Raw genomic sequence first — 16819 nt, 5'->3', positions numbered from 1 at the left:
ACTGAATGGACAGAAGTGCAGAAACAAAAGATTTTTTTGTCTGCCCCAATCGTTTCCGCTTTTCTTTGTTTAGTTTCTTTGACGGAATAGCTGAAACAGCGTACACTATGTTTGCAATAGAAAGAGAGTGAAAATCAATGGTCGAACAAGTAGAGATTGAGTATAAAACAATGTTGACGGAAAAAGAATACCACCAGTTGCTTGCTTATTACAAATTGTCAGAAAAAGCCTTCAAGACGCAAACCAATTATTACTTTGATACGCAAGACTATAAACTGCGAGAAAAGCATTTTGGCTTACGCATTCGCACGACTCCTACCAATGCAGAATTAACGCTAAAGACCCCCATTGAACACGGTCTGTTAGAAACGACTGATCCTTTGACAATCGAAACCGCAGCGTCATTGATCGCGTCAGAAAAAATTTTAAAAACAGGTGTGGTTGCTCAACGCTTAAAAGCAGCGAATATCGAACCTGATTCATTACACATGATCGCAGCATTAAAAACGAAACGGGCGGAATTTCCGATCAATGAAGGATTACTTGCTTTGGATGAAAGCTGGTATGGTCAACAGCATGATTATGAGTTAGAGCTAGAAGTCAGTGAGCCAATTCAAGGAAAATTTGCCTTTCAATCGTTATTGCATTCTTTTGGTGTTCCTTACCGACCAGCAAAAAACAAGATCATTCGAGCCGTTGAAGAAAAATCATTGTAGGATGCCCTTTTGCTTACTTTTTTCGCGTTTTTTTGCTATATTTAATAAAACATACTTATTTTGTTTTTCAAGTTACTCAAGAATCTTAATTGGGGAGAGATTCAAATGATCGAACTTTTTTTATTTATTAATCCGATTGGGCCTATTTGTTATGATATCGAAAAAGAGATTCTCAACAAATTAAACACGAGCCGCAAAAAAATCCATTTGCAGATCCTGCCTTTCGTTAACTTGTTTTCCGTAGGTGTTTCAATGGACTATTTGTCCATGAATAAGGCGGATTTGGTCTTGCGAAATGAACAGACCAACCAAATCTATGCTGCGTCATTGGATTATAAAGCAGCCCAGTTGCAAGGAAAAAAAATTGCTCGGGATTTCTTATTGAAATTGCAACAACGGATAGGGATCGAAAAACAGGAATATTGTGACACCTTAGTGAAAGATCTATTTTCAGAAACGAATGGTGATTTAGAGATGTTCCTAGAAGATCGTACATCTGAGCTAGTGAAAAAGAACTTTGCCACCGATCAGAGGGTAGCGAAAGACATGGGCATCACGATCACACCTTCTGCTGTGGTGTATGATTTTTCAAGTGAAGAAGAATATGGGGTCCTTTTAGAAGGATCAGAGGAAGTGAGAAGTCTTCCTCTCGTCTGTGGTACAGCAACAGAACTCGATACATTTATGCAAAAAGCTCAGTCTTTGAAAGCACCAAAACTTTCCACTATTCATGAAATTGATCGAGGGTTGATTCTTTTATGAAACCCTATTCAATAGCGACGCTGCGCAGCGAGCCAAACGATGATCTTGTGTTTGGCTCGCTGCGCAGCGTTTTTCATTGCGGGAGGAACAAAAAAAAACAAACCAATCCTTTTCGGACTGGTTTGTACTCTTTTCAATTATGCTTCGATTTCTTTTACGAGTTCTTCCAATTCATTCAAGCGTTGCTCAAATACTTTCATTGCATCTTCAATATAATCTGCTTTCGTCATATCTACGCCTGCTTTTTTCATGACTTCGATTGGATAATCACTACGTCCGGCTTTCAAATAGTTCAAATAGTTAGTTAAGGCATCAGGTTCGCCAGCTAAGATTTTCTTCGCCAAAGCAGAAGCTGCCGAAAAACCAGTTGAATATTGGTAAACATAGTAATTGTAATAGAAATGCGGAATGCGTGACCACTCAAGACGAATCTCCGGATCTTTTTCAACTGATGGTCCGTAGTATTTTGCATTTAACTCGGCATAGTTCTCGCTTAAGAATTCACTGGTCAACGGCGTTCCTTTCGCATCTTCCACGTGCATGAAGTGTTCAAACTCGGCAAATTGCGTTTGACGGAAAATCGTTCCTTTGAATCCATCAAGAAAATGATTCAAGACATAGGCTTTGACCCGCGGATCAGTCTCAGTCTGAAGCATGTATTCCGTTAAAATATTTTCATTCGTGGTTGAAGCGATTTCTGCTAAGAAGATCGAGTAATCCCCATAGGCATAAGGCTGGTTATTCCGTGTGAAGTAACTATGCACACTGTGTCCCATTTCATGAACGAGGGTAAAGAGTTGATCCAATCGATCATTCCAGTTCATTAAGATATAAGGCAGTGTGTCATAAGCACCTGAAGAATAGGCACCACTGCGTTTGCCTTTGTTTTCAACGACATCGATCCACCGATTGCTGAAGGCTTCTTCAACTACAGCTAGATACTCTTCCCCTAATGGTTTTAGCGCTTCTTTCGCTTTTTCGACTGCTTCTTCATAGGTATAGCGAATCGGTGCTTCCCCTAAAATCGGCGTGTACACATCATACATATGAAGCGTGTCGACAGCCAACAGGCGTTTTCTTAATGCCATATATCGGTGTAATAATGGCAAATGCTGATTAACGACGTCCACTAAGGTATCATAGACACTTTCAGGAATATGATTGGCACTCAAAGCGGCTTGGCGAGCCGAGTCGTATTTACGGGCTTTGGCTTTAAAGTTGTGGGCTTTGATATTCGTACTTAAAGTTTGGGCAAAGGTATTGCGGAATTGCTCATAGACGCCATAGAGACCTTTAAAGGCCGCTTCCCGAACAGACCGATCCGTGCTTTCCATCAACTCACCGTATACACCATGAGATAGCTGTACTTTTTCCCCGTTTTCGTCTTCAACTACTGGAAAATCCAAATCAGCATTGTTTAAAACAGAAAAAATGTTGCCGGATGCTCCAAAAATTTCGCCTGCTCCGGCCAATAGCGCTTCTTGATCGGCAGGCAAAACATGGGGCCGCTCGTTAATAGTTTTTTCGATCATATGACGATAAACAGCTAGTTTCGGTTCTTGATCGAAATAGCCCCAAATCGTTTCATCGGACATCGTCAATAACTCGGGATCAAACCAAGCAACGGCTTCACTTACTTGCGCAACTAAACTGCTGGCTTTCGCATATAAGCCTTGATAAGTCGTATTAGCGGTATCTTGATCATTTTTCAAATGACTGTAAACATACAGTTTCTCTAAACGGCGAGAAAGATCTAAGACAAATTCTAAAGCGGATAGGAAGGTTTGTGGCCCATCTGCTAAAGTGCCTTGGTAACTGCTAGCTTCTTTAAGCTGTGCTTGGATTTCTTGAAATTCTATGTCAAAAGCCGCATCATCGGCATAGATTTTCGTTAAGTCCCACGTTTTTTCGACTGGAATCGATTCACGTGCTGGTAATTGTTTTGTTTCTGACATTCCCTTCACTCCTTGTTCATTGGTTAAAAATATCTTATCACACTTTTCAACGAAACCAAATCATTGGCTTGAAAAAGAAACCGAATTTTCTAAATATTGGCATTCTTGAAAGATTTCTCTCAATATTTCTCTTTGATCAAGCAAAGGAAAGCACCATTGCCAATGCAGCTTCCTCAGCCGAATCAACCACTGTTCAAAACTAATGGGACATTCACTTAAATAGAGAAAGCGAAAAATCAGTATGCGGTGTTCAAATAAAAAGCCAAACCGACTTTCACAATAGCACCAAAGAGGCAACTGCGAGACATTCCCATTCAACGGGTATACTATTTCTTGAATCTCTCTGATTTTAGGCAGTCTGTTTCGCAGTTTTCGAATCACCCACAAACGATAATCGACCGCTACCCATTCAATAGAATGGTGGGTATCTGATTCATCTGCTTCGTACAAAGGTCGAAGTGTCTCTTTCTTGTAAGGCTCCCCTTTTTGTATAGCGCTTCGTCGACTGATTACCCCTTCTTGATAGTGCCATTTGATTTGGTGCAGCCGCACCAAGGCCTGATTTCGCGTATCAATGAGCCACAAGCAAAAGCCAGTAGACTGATAAGTACAGCAGGCTTTTGCCAAAAGTGACCAATGGCGTTTCGGATACAATTTGGTCCCTAGGATCCACCAAGGCTGATAACCATTTGCTAAATAAGTGCTGGTTCGTTCCAGAAATCGTGAAAACTTGAGTGAAGAACACTGGACTTCAACGGCAATATTTTTGTAACAGAGATCAGGTCGCTGCTGAAGTTGCGGCAAGTAGGCTTCAAGTTCAATATCCATCTCTTGATACCATTCAAACAAAAGTTGTTTTGCTTCCAAGTCCTCCTTCGTCTCCCCTTCACTGTATGTCTGACAATCAGTGGTGGCTTGATGGGCAAAGTGGGACTGTCGCTTAAGTCCTTGCCTCAAAATCACTTCTTTCTGACAGCCTGGGCAATAAAAAGGGCCCGAGGATTTCTTTGCCCCTTTCGCTAGGATGACTTCTTTTCTTTGGTTCAACGCTTTCAACATCTGGCTCACCTCAATAAGAGGTACGCCAGATTCGTCAAACACAATTAAAAAAGCCAAAAACATTGTCAAAATGTCCTTGGCTGGAAATGATTTTCATTCATTAATCATTCTTGAAATAGAAACGAGTCAATTCAAGTGCATCGTTTTCCATGATCAACTCACCGTATTCTGATAAAACTTCGGGCGTCACTGAAGTCCTTTGGGCAAATTCCATCAAATAAGAAAGTGCATTTTCCACTTCAATATCAGTAATATCTACATCCATAAATCGAATTTCAATATAATAATGATTGCCCATTTGGTAAAGATTGGTTGCAACGGAATCCAAATATACTTCGGATGCCAATTGAATCATATCTTCGAATCGCAACAACTCGAATACAAAACGATTGCCGATTTCTTCTGCTTGCTCTGACTCTTGTAATTGAGCCGCTACATGTTTTTTCAACATATCGGTAATGTCTTCATTCGCTTCATCGTTCATCTCATCAAAATTTTCCATTCCTTCTGGTGGAAGATTTTTGCTAATAAACAATTCTAACCCATCGCCTTTAGGCAAGACTTGGAAAGTTACAGCTTCACTGCCTTTAAATTCTTCGTCAATATCAACTTCTTCAAGAATACTGTAAAAGAAGTTTTCAATTTCATTGTGATTTCCTAGAAGGTCAAGAAAAGTGATGCCTCTCGCAGCTAAGTCTTCACTTTTGATCAATACACGAATGGTGTTCTCATTGATATGTTCCATTTCCATATTAGCTACACCTCACTTTTGCTACTCACTATAGGTTCATTGTATCGAAACCTGATAAAAAGTAAAGAGAAAACGAATATCCTCTTAAGAAAAACGTAAAAACTCAAAAAAAGACTCACTTTCTACGAGAAAGCGAGTCGATGAAGTCAAATTTATAAGCCTGCCATTAATTGCGCTTGTCTTAGTTCCAGTTGGCGAACATCCCTAGGTAAGAACCGACGAATTTCATCTTCGTTAAACCCAACTTGCAATCGTTTTTCATCGATCATAATTGGCCGACGCAATAATCCTGGATTTTCTTGAACAAGTGTCAATAAATCTTTTAGGGGCAAGTCATCTAGATCCATATTCAACTTTTGGAATACTTTGGATCTGGTGGAAATAATTTCTTCTGTGCCATCTTCTGTCATTTGTAGAATTGCCTTAAGCTCAGAAATATTTAACGGTTCTGAAAAAATATTTCTTTCAACAAAAGGGATTTCGTGCTCTTGTAACCACGCACGAGCTTTGCGACAAGATGTGCAACTTGGGGAAGTGTATAGTGTCAACAACGTGCATCTCTCCTTTTTAATTTTCAATCAAGCAAGTCCTGTTCCCTCGCTTGATTTCAATTATACAGGTTTAACTAAAAAAAATCTAGTCTAAATCTCATATTTTTTAATAAAACTCGAAAGTTATATTAAAAGCGAAACCTTTTAGGCAAAAGGTTTCACTCAAAAAGTTTATTTTTAAATGAGAAAAATCAAATTTTTTTTTAATATTACTTCTTTTATACAACAGTGTGTCAAAGGTGTATCAAAAAGATGTCAGAATATTAAAATACTCTTTTAGTTGAATCCCGCGTTTTTTAATTTCCCCTCTGTAATTACATGTGTAATCAAAAAAAAGGAGGAAAAAACCAAGTCCATGGCTCAATCGTTTTCAAAGGAAAAATTTCACGATCCCTTGTTGCCTTGGAAACGACAGGGCTACAATAAAAATATATGTTATTTTTTCCAGAGAAGATTCTCAACCAATGTCTTCATTCTTGATTCCATTGTATCACATTCCTTTTTAATCAGAAAACCATACAAGCATTTCTGTCATAATCGACAATAAAACAGTAGGAGAAATGAATATCTGCTTATAAATGAAAAGGGTTTCTCACAAAAATTTAGTGAAAAACGATCAACCTAAGAAACCCGTCTTTTATGCTTTTTCCTGACAAAGTATAAAAAGACTAGTGTTTTCTTGGATTGATCGTTCATTTCTTTCTTCTAAGGGAGAGAAGGTTCTCCATCACGAGCGAATTGCGCATCATGCAATGCGCGATAATGTCCCTTTTTCGCCATCAAATCTTCATGGGTCCCCTCTTCTAAGATGCCTTTATCACTAACGACAATGATGCGTGTCGCATGTTTGATCGTTGCGAGGCGATGGGCAATGATCAAGGTTGTACGGCCATCTGCCAAAGAATTCAATGACTCTTGAATCACTTGCTCGGTTTCTGTATCCAACGCTGATGTTGCTTCATCTAATATCAAAATCGGCGGGTTTTTTAAGAACATCCGAGCAATCGCTACCCGCTGCTTTTGACCACCGGATAATTTGACTCCTCGTTCACCGATGACCGTATCTAACCCATCCGTCATTTGATCGATGACCTTTTCTAAGTGTGCTAATTTGACTGCCTTTAAAATCTCTTCTTCTGTTGCATCAAGTTTGCCATAAGCAATATTTTCTCGAATCGTTCCCGGGAAAAGAAAGACATCTTGCTGCACAGTCCCAATCTGCTGACGTAAAGAAGCCAGGGTCATCTCCTGAATATTGATGCCGTCAATCGTAATGGCGCCTTCAGTGACTTCATAAAAACGCGGCAACAAGTTGCATAACGTGGTTTTCCCTGAGCCACTTTGCCCGACGAAGGCGATCGTCTCGCCAGCTTTGATCGATAAATCGATGTGATTCAAGACTTTCGTCGCATCCGCATAGGAAAAAGAAACATCTTGGTAGACGATATCCCCTTTTAATGATTGAACAGCCCGTGCCCCTGGTTTGTCTTTGATCGTCGGTTCTTTATCCAATTCTTCGGTCAATCGTTTGAAGCCAGCGATGCCTTTCGGATAGCTTTCAATCATCGTATTGACCTTCTCAATTGGTCTAACAAAGACATTCGATAATAAAATAAACCCAACAAACTGGCCATTCGTCAGTTCACCACGAATCACGTAGTAAGCACCAAAAATCAGAGCAAACAAGTTGATCAAGCGAATCAGAAAGTAATTATACGCTGAACTGATCGCCATTACCTTATAAAAAAGGATCTTCGATTGCCGATAGATTTCGCTCAATCCATCAAAGCGTTTATGTTCGAACGTTTCATTAGCAAACGATTGGGTCACTCGAATGCCGCTAACAGATGCTTCCACTCCGGCGTTGAACTCACCGAGGTTGTCATAGATCTGTGTATTGACTTTGGTCATTTTCTTATTGAAAAAAACCAAGGCAATCGTAATCAATGGAATCAACGCAAATGTCGCTACCGCTAATTGAACGTGCATATTCAACATCAATAGGAATGCCCCCACCAAAGTCATGATGGTAATAAAAACATCTTCTGGCCCATGGTGAGCGACTTCAGAGATTTCAAAGAGATCCGTGGTCAAGCGACTGATCAGCTTGCCGGTCTTTTGATTGTCATAATATTCAAAAGATTGGGTCTGCAGATGTCGAAACAGTTCTTGACGCATATCTGTCTCAATATTGACCCCAAGTTTATGACCATAAAAAACCACGATATATTGCAACACAGTATTGATCACATAAAACAAGAACAAGCCTAAGCAAGCCAATAGTATCAAGCGAAAGTTGTTCTGGGGCATGATCTTATCGATTACTTGGTTGACGGCAACGGGAAAGGCCAGTTCTAATAAACCAGCAAATACCGCACAAGTAAAATCTAGCATAAATAGTGACCGATACGGTCGATAATAACGAAAAAACCTTTTTAACACATTTCCCCCTCCTCAATAGCTTTCATTATAAGCAACTCTTTGAAGAAATGCAAAATGAGAAACATGTGAAAATGGGTAAAATTCACTATAATTTTGAAAACCTATCAAGACGCGGATTTCTAAAAACAGTAAATAAAACCTTTATTTTACAGGGATTTCCCTCTTTTTTTTACAGGAATAATGGCTTATGATTGATTCGAAAACAAACTGAAAATTTTCACTAACTCTGAAAGGCGTGTCTCTTTTGATCACTAGTATTCTTTTTGATGTCGATGATACCTTATATGACCAGCAACAACCATTTCGTAATGCCATAACCTCATGCTTTCCACAAATTGCCCGCAAGGACCTAACCGCTCTTTATTTGCGTTTTCGCGTACATAGCGATGAACAGTTTGGAAGGGTATTGGCGAATGAATGGACGCTGGAGCATTTTCGTTATTACCGGCTGACTCATTCTCTAACGGACTTAGGTTATTTCTCTATTACTATGGAAGAAAGCTGCCAGTTTCAGCTGTGCTATGAACAAGAACTAGATGCTATCACGCTACATCCAGAAGTTGAGTCAACCTTGAGTTATTTGTCCAAATTGCCAATCAAATTAGGAATTATTACTAACGGTCCCACCGACCACCAACAAAAGAAGTTGAATCAGTTGCAACTGACTCGATGGATCAAACCAGAGCATATGATCATTTCACAAGCAACCGGTTATCAGAAACCAGAACTAGAAATTTTCCAATTGGCAGAAACCGCCTTTGCTCTTGATCCAGAAACAACACTGTACGTAGGTGACAACTTTGATAATGATGTAGTGGGCTGCAAAAAAGCCGGTTGGCAAGCCTTGTGGTTCAATCATCGTCTTCGTCAGGCGCCTAATGGATTGGAAGATTTACCCGATGTGTCGATCACTGCTTTCTCGCAGCTCCAAGAAAGTATTGACGCCCTCTTGCAGCTTCCTGCATACGCCTATAACTAAAAAACATGGACCTTCGCTTCAAGCGGGTCCATGTTTTTTTGAATGCTTAATGTTCTTCGCCGATACTCAAAATTAAGCGAATATCTTCTTCGGTCATTTGTTGAAGCTGGGTTTCATTGCCTTGAATCACTTTTTGGAAAAGCTCACGCTTTTCTTGTTGCAATGCATCCATTCGTTCTTCAATGGTTCCTTCGGCGATCATTCGCCAGACTTCGACTACATTTTTTTGACCGATCCGATGGGCTCGTCCAGCGGCTTGTTCTTCCACTGCCGGGTTCCACCATAAATCGTATAAAATCACTGTATCTGCACCAGTCAGATTTAGTCCAGTTCCTCCTGCTTTTAATGAGATCAAGAAGACATCTTTTTCGCCACTATTAAAAGCATTGACCATCGTCAAACGATCTTGCGGCGGTGTGCTGCCACGCAAATAGAAGGATTCAAACCCTTCCTGGGCTAATTCTTCTTCAATGATCGAAAGCATACTGGTGAACTGAGAAAATAGCAGGACACGACGGCCATTTTCTTTGGCTGCTAAGAGTAAATCTTTGACCTGTTCAAGTTTCCCAGAAGACCCTTCGTAGTCCTCCACGAATAATCGAGGGTCACAGCAGATTTGCCGTAGACGAGTCAAGCCAGCCAAAATACTGATCCGATTTTTGCGGAAAGACGTAGAATCCATTTGCGCGATTTCTTCTCGCATTTGTCGCAAATACGCCAAATAAATTTTCTTTTGTTCCTCTGTTAGGACACTGTAATAATTTGTTTCCAGCTTTTGCGGCAAATCATGTAACACAGATTTTTTATCTCTTCGCAAAATGAAGGGTTTGATCATTTTTGCAATTTCCTGTGTAGATAGTTCCTTAAATTTCTGCTTGTTGGGGAAAAAGCCTGGCATAATCATTTGGAACAAGGACCACAATTCTTCTAAATTGTTCTCGATCGGTGTGCCACTGAGGGCGAACCGCTGCGGAACTTCCAAGGATCGCAATGCCTGTGCCGTTTTGGTCGCGCTGTTTTTGACCATCTGTGCTTCATCTAAAATCAAACACGATAGCTCTAGTGCTTGATAGGCATCAATGTCCTGACGCAAGCTTGCATACGAAGTAATTCGGACGTCCGCTGATTGCGCCATCTGCGCTTCTCGCTCTTCTTTCGTTCCACTGATGACAGTCGCTGAAATTGAAGGTGCGAACCGTTTGATTTCTTGCTGCCAGTTGAATGTTAGACTGGCTGGCGCCACGATCAACGCATTCAATTTTTGATGCTCTTGTTTCTCAGAAAGCAAATAGCTAATGGTTTGGACGGTCTTCCCTAACCCCATTTCATCAGCAAGAATGCCGCCAAATTGATAATGGCTCAACATTTTTAGCCAACGAAAGCCAACTTCTTGGTACTGCCGCAACTCAGCATGCAAGTTGTCTGGCAACTGTGCCTCAAAGTTTTCTGGATGGATCAAATCTTTCGTCATTTGCTGAAAGCCTGTGCTAAAACTCGCTTGATCGGCAAACTGTTCTTGCAGTAATAGCCCTTGATTCAATGGGACTTGGATTGCCCCGTTTTTCGTATCTAACGAGAGCCGCAATTTTTTGAGGGCAGCACTTGCTTCTTGAAACTCTTCCGACTCCAACGAAAGAACTTGACCATTTTCTGTGGTATAAAATTGCGCAGATTGCAACAGACTCCGCAAAACATCGTTGATCTCTGATTCTTGAATGCCGCTAACATCAAACTTGATATCCAACCAAGAACCATTCTCTTCAATCACGATTTCTGGTCGATGATGCTGGGCATCAAGGTAGAGTTCCCGCAGCTTCTTGCCGATCCGCACTTCCCCTAATTGTCTCAAGACCGGGATCTCTCTCGTAAAAAAGGTATAGAGTTGCTCACCTAGTGGTAGATTTTTTTGCCAATTTTTGCTGCTGGCTTGATAGCCAAAGGTTTCAATAATGGCTTCGATCCGTGCTTCTTGTTGGAAATCACGTAAAATCTCTGGATGATTTTCTGGCATGTATTGATGTTTTTCATCACTTGAAAAAACGACTTCTCCATAAGTAAAATCAACTTGTAGATCTACTTGACCTTTGATTTTCCGCAAGGAGAAAACTGCTTTCAATTCAGATTCTTCGATGTCATTTTGAACCTCAGGAGCCACTTGGACACGCCCAATTTTTCGCAAATAAGGCAAAACTTTCATAAAGAGATTCGCCAGCTCTTCTTTTGGATAATCAATGATTGGCTGTTCAAAACGTTTAAACAGCTGCTGCATCGTGACATAGATCTCCTTTTGCTCGACAGTCAATTCATAAAATGTTCCGTCCAACAGCCCCCAGTTATAATAACTAAGTAAGTGGTCGAAGTCTTTTACGAACTGCAGCGGAAAATGATCCGTTTCTTTTGTAACTGAAAACGTCAATGGTTCCCCCGATTGGAAGTCTACTTGGCTGACCTTGGTTTCACCAATGGTGATTTGCGTGTAGACATCATTGAATTGCAATATCAGTTCTTTGCCGAATTCAACGGGCAGAAGCAAGTATTTTTTATCAAGTTTGCCATTGATTTGAATGCCCCCTTGCCCCATTAATTGTTGGGTTTGCGCGATTCCTGTCAATCGATTCAATAAAGCTCGATTTTTCTCATCAAAGGCATCCGCAGAAAGCAAAAAGGGCTGTTGCTTATTGGCCGCATATTGCTTGTTCTCTTGATACATCTGTAAAAATTTATAAATGTTTTTGACGACATAGGTCCTGGCCGTGCCGCGATGCCCGACCTTCAAAGAGACCCCTAAAATATCCATCTCTTGGTGATAAGGATTTGTCGCAATCGTATCTACCCGAAATTCAATCTGTAATGGTTTACTCGCTTCCTTTTCGCTGTCTAAGCGAGCAAAACCATTGGAAAACATCTCTGAAGCAGAAAAGGCCTTTTTGATGGGGGTTTGTTCATTGATTTTTCGTGTTTTTCCTTGTTGGCGTAAATAGAGTTCGACGGCCACCGTATGTTTGCAATAATGATGTTCTTCCCAATAGGGACATTGGCAATAATCCACTTCTTTGGCAGTAGCATCCAAAGTAACTAAATACAATTCTGTTCCGAGTACTTCTGCATGCCACACATTTTTTTCTTTATCCGGGGTGACAGACAGGACACGGCCTTCATTAAGATACGTTCTCCCCCGCTCGATTACTTTTTCTGGAATACTCCACTTCATAAGAGCCCTCCTCTCCTTATTCTTTTATTCGGATCCGGCTTTGCCCGCTGCCGTTGGTTTCTACGAAAACTTGCTGCAGGATCCTTGCCCGCAGTTCTCGAACATGACTGATGATCCCAATCATGCGCCCTTCATTTTCGATCATTTCTAATGCTTCCATCGCCATTTCCAATGATTCTTCATCAAGCGAGCCAAACCCTTCATCGATGAAAAGTGCTTCGATCTCAATCCCGCCAGCTCGTTGCTGGATCACATCTGCTAAAGAGATTGCTAACGCTAAGGCTGCAATAAAGCTTTCACCGCCTGACAGTGTATGTGCTCTTCTGACTTGACCGGCATTATCGTCATAGATGTCAATTTCTAAGCCTGTTGAGCTTCGATAGCTACCAACTTTATCCGCTAATTCAAATTGATAGCGGCCACGGGTCAAACGGGACAAGCGTTCATTGGCGACTTCTAAGATCTCCGTCAAAAATTGTTGCAACACATACCGTTCCAAGCTGGTTTTCTTCGTGTTTTCGCCATTGATGGTTTCTGCCAACTGTTGAAGTTGGCCTAATTGGGCAAGTTCTTCTACATTTTTCTGATAAATGACTTGCAACTCGTCAAATAACCGTTGATTGCTGTTGACCTTCTCCTGTTTGCGAACCGTTTCTTGCTGTAATTTCTCCATCACAGTCTGCAACTGAAGGTAGGTCGTTTCCAATTGGATTAAATCCATTGTCGCCTGCTCTTTTAATTGGGTATCTAGCAATATCAGACGCTGTTGAACAAACGCCGTTTCTTGCTCATAGGTTTTGATTTCTTCTGTCAGAAGGGTTGTTTGAGGAGCTTGGGCAATCAATTCCCGCATTGCTTCTTCAGTCATCGCTGCTTCTTGCAATCGTTGCATCAGCCGTTGTTCTGCTTTCGCCTTGGCGGCTTGCTTTTCTTCGAAAAATTGTTGTACATTCTTCAACTTCTCTGAAAGGATCGCTTGCTGCTCTTTGATCTGTGCTTCTTGCCGGGCATCCGCCTCGATTTGTTGCGTATATTCCCTTAGTAAAAGATGAATTGACGCTAAATCGGCTTGTAGTTGTTGGTAAGTAGCACCACCAAGTTGTTCTTGCAAAGAGGCCAATTTTCCTGCCGCAAGTTGGCGTGCTTCCTCGGCCTTTTTTGCTTGCTCACTGACTTGCTGATAGGATTCATCTAACTTTGTCAATTGCCCCTTTACTGCCTGATATGTTTTTTGCGCTGCTTCGTAAGAGGAGGCTTTTTGCTGATTGATAGATTGTCGTTTTTTTAATTCCTGTGCAATCGTTTCTTCAGTAAGCTTCTCTTGCGTTTCGAAAGGCTGTAACCTAGCGTATGCCTGCTGAACGTCGTTCCAAGCAGCAGCCGCTTGCTTTTCCGCCGAAACGCTTGTCGCTTGCCATTCATTGATCCGCAATAACGCTTGTTCTTGAAGCGTTTGATTTGCCGATACCTGCTGTTGGACTATCGTCAATTTTTCTTGCATTTGCTCAAGTCTTTGCTCACTCGCAAGAATGTCCTCAATGGGATAGGTCGTATGCTCCTGTGCATTCGGATGATCCAATGATCCACACACGGGACAAGGTTCATTTTCTTCCAATAAAAGACGAAGCCGCGCAATTTGCATCCGAGCATTTTGACTGGTTTCTTGTTTTAGCGTTTTTTGCAGCTCTAGCAAAGATGTTTCTAGTTGCTGTTTTTCAAGGACCAAATCCGAATGAATTAGTTGTTGTTCCCCTGTTTTTTGCTCTGCTTCACGAACCAGTGCCTTTGCTTGCTGCCATTTTTCAATTAGCAATTGTGTTTCAGCTAGTTTTAATGCTTCTGTTTGAAATGTTCTTAACGTTTCAATTTTTTCTACCAGTTGCTGCTCTTGTGTTTTGGTGTTAGCAAGCACTTGAGTAATTTTGGTCAATTTGCTCGTTTGCTGCTGTGCTGCTTTTTCCTGCTGTGCCACTTCTTCTCGCTGCTTTTCTGTGCGTTGCGCCAATGGAATCTGCTGCTGGATCTGTTGGCTTCTTTGATTGGCAGCTTCATGCTTTTTCTTAGTCTCTTCGATCAACGGTCTTTGATCTTGCCAGCTTACTTGTTGCCGCTGAACATCTTGCAACAGCTGCTTCGTTTCGTCGATTTGCTGTGCTGCTTGCTGCGCTTCATTTACGCGTTCTTCTTTTTGCTGCATGATTTCTTGATGTTCAAGCGCCCACACAAGTTGAGTCAATCGTGCTTTTTTTTGATCGATCTCGTTTTTTTGGGCATTCAACAGTTGTGCTTTTTCTTGTAGTTCTTGCCATTCGATCCGAGCATTTTCGATTTCTTTTGCACGGTAAAAGGCATCTTGCGCAGCTTTCATTTCTTGCGTTGCCTGGTCTTTTCTCTGCAATAACTTTTGAAGTTGAATCTGTTGTTTCTCTAAATCTTGCGCCCATAAAGTCAGACATTCCGCAACCGTTAAAACTTCTTGCACTTCTTCCCATTCAAAACGCTCCATGATCTGCGAAGCGACTAGTTGCTGATGTTCAAGCTTTCTACTTTGTGCTTTGACTTGCTCTTTTAGCCATTCATTAAATTGCTGGTACATTTCTGTACCAAATAGATTTCGTAAAACCCGTTCTTTCTCGTTACTACTGGCAATCAGAAAATTACGAAATTCTCCTTGCGGCAACATCATGATTTGAAAAAACTGTTTTGCATCCAGCTGCAGCAGATCCTTGATAAACGCATCAACTTCTGTCCGTTTACTGATCTGCTTTTTCTCTTTGCCATCGGCGTCAAAAATCGTCAATTGAACTTTTGCCGTTTGGTTAGTGACACCGTCACCACGTTTTTTTGCTAACGTCTGTTCCGGTTTCCGTTGGATCTGGTAGGTAAAACGCTGATGTTCAAAAGTAAACGTGACGCTGGTCTCTTCGGTTGGTGAAGCAAACATCGATCGCATTTCTTTGCCTGAGCGCAGATTCCCCGATGTTTCACCGAACAAGGCAAACGTCATTCCATCGAAAATCGTCGTTTTTCCTGCACCAGTTTTACCGCTGATCAAAAACAACCCGCCAGCTTGCAGCTGACTAAAATCCAATTTTTCATCAATGAATGGACCAAAATTTTTCATTTGTAAAGACTTCGGTTGCATGACTATTCCCTCTTTTCCACGACAAATGCTTCATTTAATCCTTGTTCGATCCATTTGGTTTGTGAATCGAGCAATGAATCTCCCGTCATTTCTTGAAAAAAATGACTGATCAAGGTCTGCGGGTCGGTTTCTCGTGTCGTTAGCTGTCTTTTTTTCGTCTGTTCTCGTCCATTCAACCGTTCGACAGACAAAATAAATGGATAGATTTTTCGCAACTGATTCATCATATTTGGAATCACAGCACGATCCGTCAGCAGAAAATGCCAAAACGCCTCACGATCCAGATCACGGTAAAAAACCGGATCGATCAACTCCTCAAAGGACGCCGTCAGCTGCTGGATATCCCTTTTTGGTGTCAGTGGAATAAATTCATTGGTATCTTTTACGGTATCAATAAGATAGATCCCTTTTTGGTTCGTCCGTTCAGAAAGGGAAAATTTCAGTGGTGAGCCGCTGTACCCGATCTTTGGGTGTTTGAGAGCCGTATTGGCATGTAAATGGCCTAAAACAACCCGATCAAAAGGCGCAAAAGCGGTGGTCGGTACGCTGTCCAATCCGCCAACTTGAATTTTTGTTTCTGAATCTGTTTGGCTAGAACCCGCCACAAAAAAATGGGTCACTAGCACTTGCTTTTTGGACGAGTCAAAGTTCTTGGTCATCTCCTCAATGACTCTTTGGACACTATCAGAAATCTTCATTAATGGTTCATCAAAAAACAAGCGGGCCTCGATGGGTTCGAAATACGGTAGTAAAAAGAATTGTGTATCGTCAAACTCAACCGGGTGCAAACTTTGTTCGATGCTGGTGGACAGGTAAAAGCGTGTTTGTTGAAACCACTGACTGCCGGTTTCTAAACGAGTTGGACTATCATGATTTCCTGAGATAGCCAATAATGGCAGTTCATTCGTTAAATTGATTTCAGCGATTTTTTCATTTAGTAATTTGACTGCATCAACAGCAGGAACCGAACGATCATAAAGGTCCCCCGCAATGACGATGGCATCGACCTTTTCTGCTCTTGCTAGCGCTATGATTTGATCAATGATTGCTCGTTGGTCTTCCAGCAGATCATAGCCATGTAGTTTTTTTCCGATGTGCCAATCAGCTGTATGTATAAAGCGCATTTCTTCACCTTCTTAAAAAATATCCTTCCAATCATTATACCACTTTCCCTGATCGTTAGACATCTCTCTTCCAGCGAAATTTCATTTACCACCCATTTTTGATAAAAATAGCGAACACCTAACA

General features: G+C 41.2%; 11 protein-coding genes. 3 read left to right on the top strand and 8 right to left on the bottom strand.

The genetic code is table 11. From position 1 onward, the window contains the following. Positions 1–137 precede the first annotated feature (137 nt). Positions 138–716, top strand: coding sequence for a CYTH domain-containing protein (locus tag A5883_RS05005; RefSeq protein WP_016621318.1), 579 nt, complete (start codon positions 138–140; stop codon positions 714–716). Between the two features lie 105 nt (positions 717–821). After that, positions 822–1478: a DsbA family protein gene (locus tag A5883_RS05000; RefSeq protein WP_086338090.1), complete on the top strand. Its 657-nt coding sequence runs from the start codon at positions 822–824 to the stop codon at positions 1476–1478. Positions 1479–1615: 137 nt separating this feature from the next. Here A5883_RS05000 and pepF read toward each other — a convergent pair whose 3' ends face one another. From pepF to A5883_RS04970, 5 genes are all read right to left on the bottom strand, one after another. Beyond that, a complete protein-coding gene (gene pepF / locus A5883_RS04995; RefSeq protein WP_016613250.1) occupies positions 1616–3433 on the bottom strand; it encodes an oligoendopeptidase F in 1818 nt (605 codons plus the stop codon). A gap of 60 nt (positions 3434–3493) precedes the next feature. Then, positions 3494–4492, bottom strand: coding sequence for a competence protein CoiA (locus tag A5883_RS04990; RefSeq protein WP_254907818.1), 999 nt, complete (start codon positions 4490–4492; stop codon positions 3494–3496). 100 nt (positions 4493–4592) lie between these two features. Continuing rightward, positions 4593–5243, bottom strand: a complete 651-nt coding sequence (locus A5883_RS04985) for an adaptor protein MecA (RefSeq protein WP_016621314.1) — start codon at positions 5241–5243, stop codon at positions 4593–4595. A 152-nt stretch (positions 5244–5395) separates the two neighbouring features. Continuing rightward, positions 5396–5794, bottom strand: a complete 399-nt coding sequence (gene spxA, locus A5883_RS04980; RefSeq protein ID WP_003127030.1) for a transcriptional regulator SpxA — start codon at positions 5792–5794, stop codon at positions 5396–5398. Between the two features lie 705 nt (positions 5795–6499). Further along, positions 6500–8236: an ABC transporter ATP-binding protein gene (locus A5883_RS04970; protein ID WP_005236757.1), complete on the bottom strand. Its 1737-nt coding sequence runs from the start codon at positions 8234–8236 to the stop codon at positions 6500–6502. A 244-nt stretch (positions 8237–8480) separates the two neighbouring features. On the opposite strand from A5883_RS04970, the gene A5883_RS04960 reads away from it, so the two are divergent. After that, positions 8481–9215, top strand: a complete 735-nt coding sequence (locus A5883_RS04960; protein WP_034872213.1) for an HAD family hydrolase — start codon at positions 8481–8483, stop codon at positions 9213–9215. A 46-nt stretch (positions 9216–9261) separates the two neighbouring features. Here the strand turns inward: A5883_RS04960 and A5883_RS04955 are convergent, their stop codons facing one another. The 3 genes from A5883_RS04955 to A5883_RS04945 are packed head-to-tail and all read right to left on the bottom strand — an operon-like array spanning position 9262 to position 16695. After that, positions 9262–12426 carry a DEAD/DEAH box helicase gene (locus tag A5883_RS04955; protein ID WP_086338088.1) on the bottom strand — a complete coding sequence of 1055 codons (3165 nt, stop codon included), beginning with the start codon at positions 12424–12426 and terminating at the stop codon, positions 9262–9264. A 16-nt stretch (positions 12427–12442) separates the two neighbouring features. After that, positions 12443–15571 (bottom strand): AAA family ATPase, encoded by a 3129-nt coding sequence (locus A5883_RS04950; protein ID WP_086338087.1) that lies wholly within the window; start codon positions 15569–15571, stop codon positions 12443–12445. A 2-nt stretch (positions 15572–15573) separates the two neighbouring features. After that, a complete protein-coding gene (locus A5883_RS04945) occupies positions 15574–16695 on the bottom strand; it encodes an exonuclease SbcCD subunit D (protein WP_005236763.1) in 1122 nt (373 codons plus the stop codon). Between the last annotated feature and the right edge of the window lie 124 nt (positions 16696–16819).

This window comes from Enterococcus sp. 5B3_DIV0040, from assembly GCF_002140755.1.
Classification (GTDB): domain Bacteria; phylum Bacillota; class Bacilli; order Lactobacillales; family Enterococcaceae; genus Enterococcus_D; species Enterococcus_D casseliflavus.
Note: the sequence above shows the minus strand (reverse complement) of the source record. Positions and strands in the feature narration are given on the sequence as shown.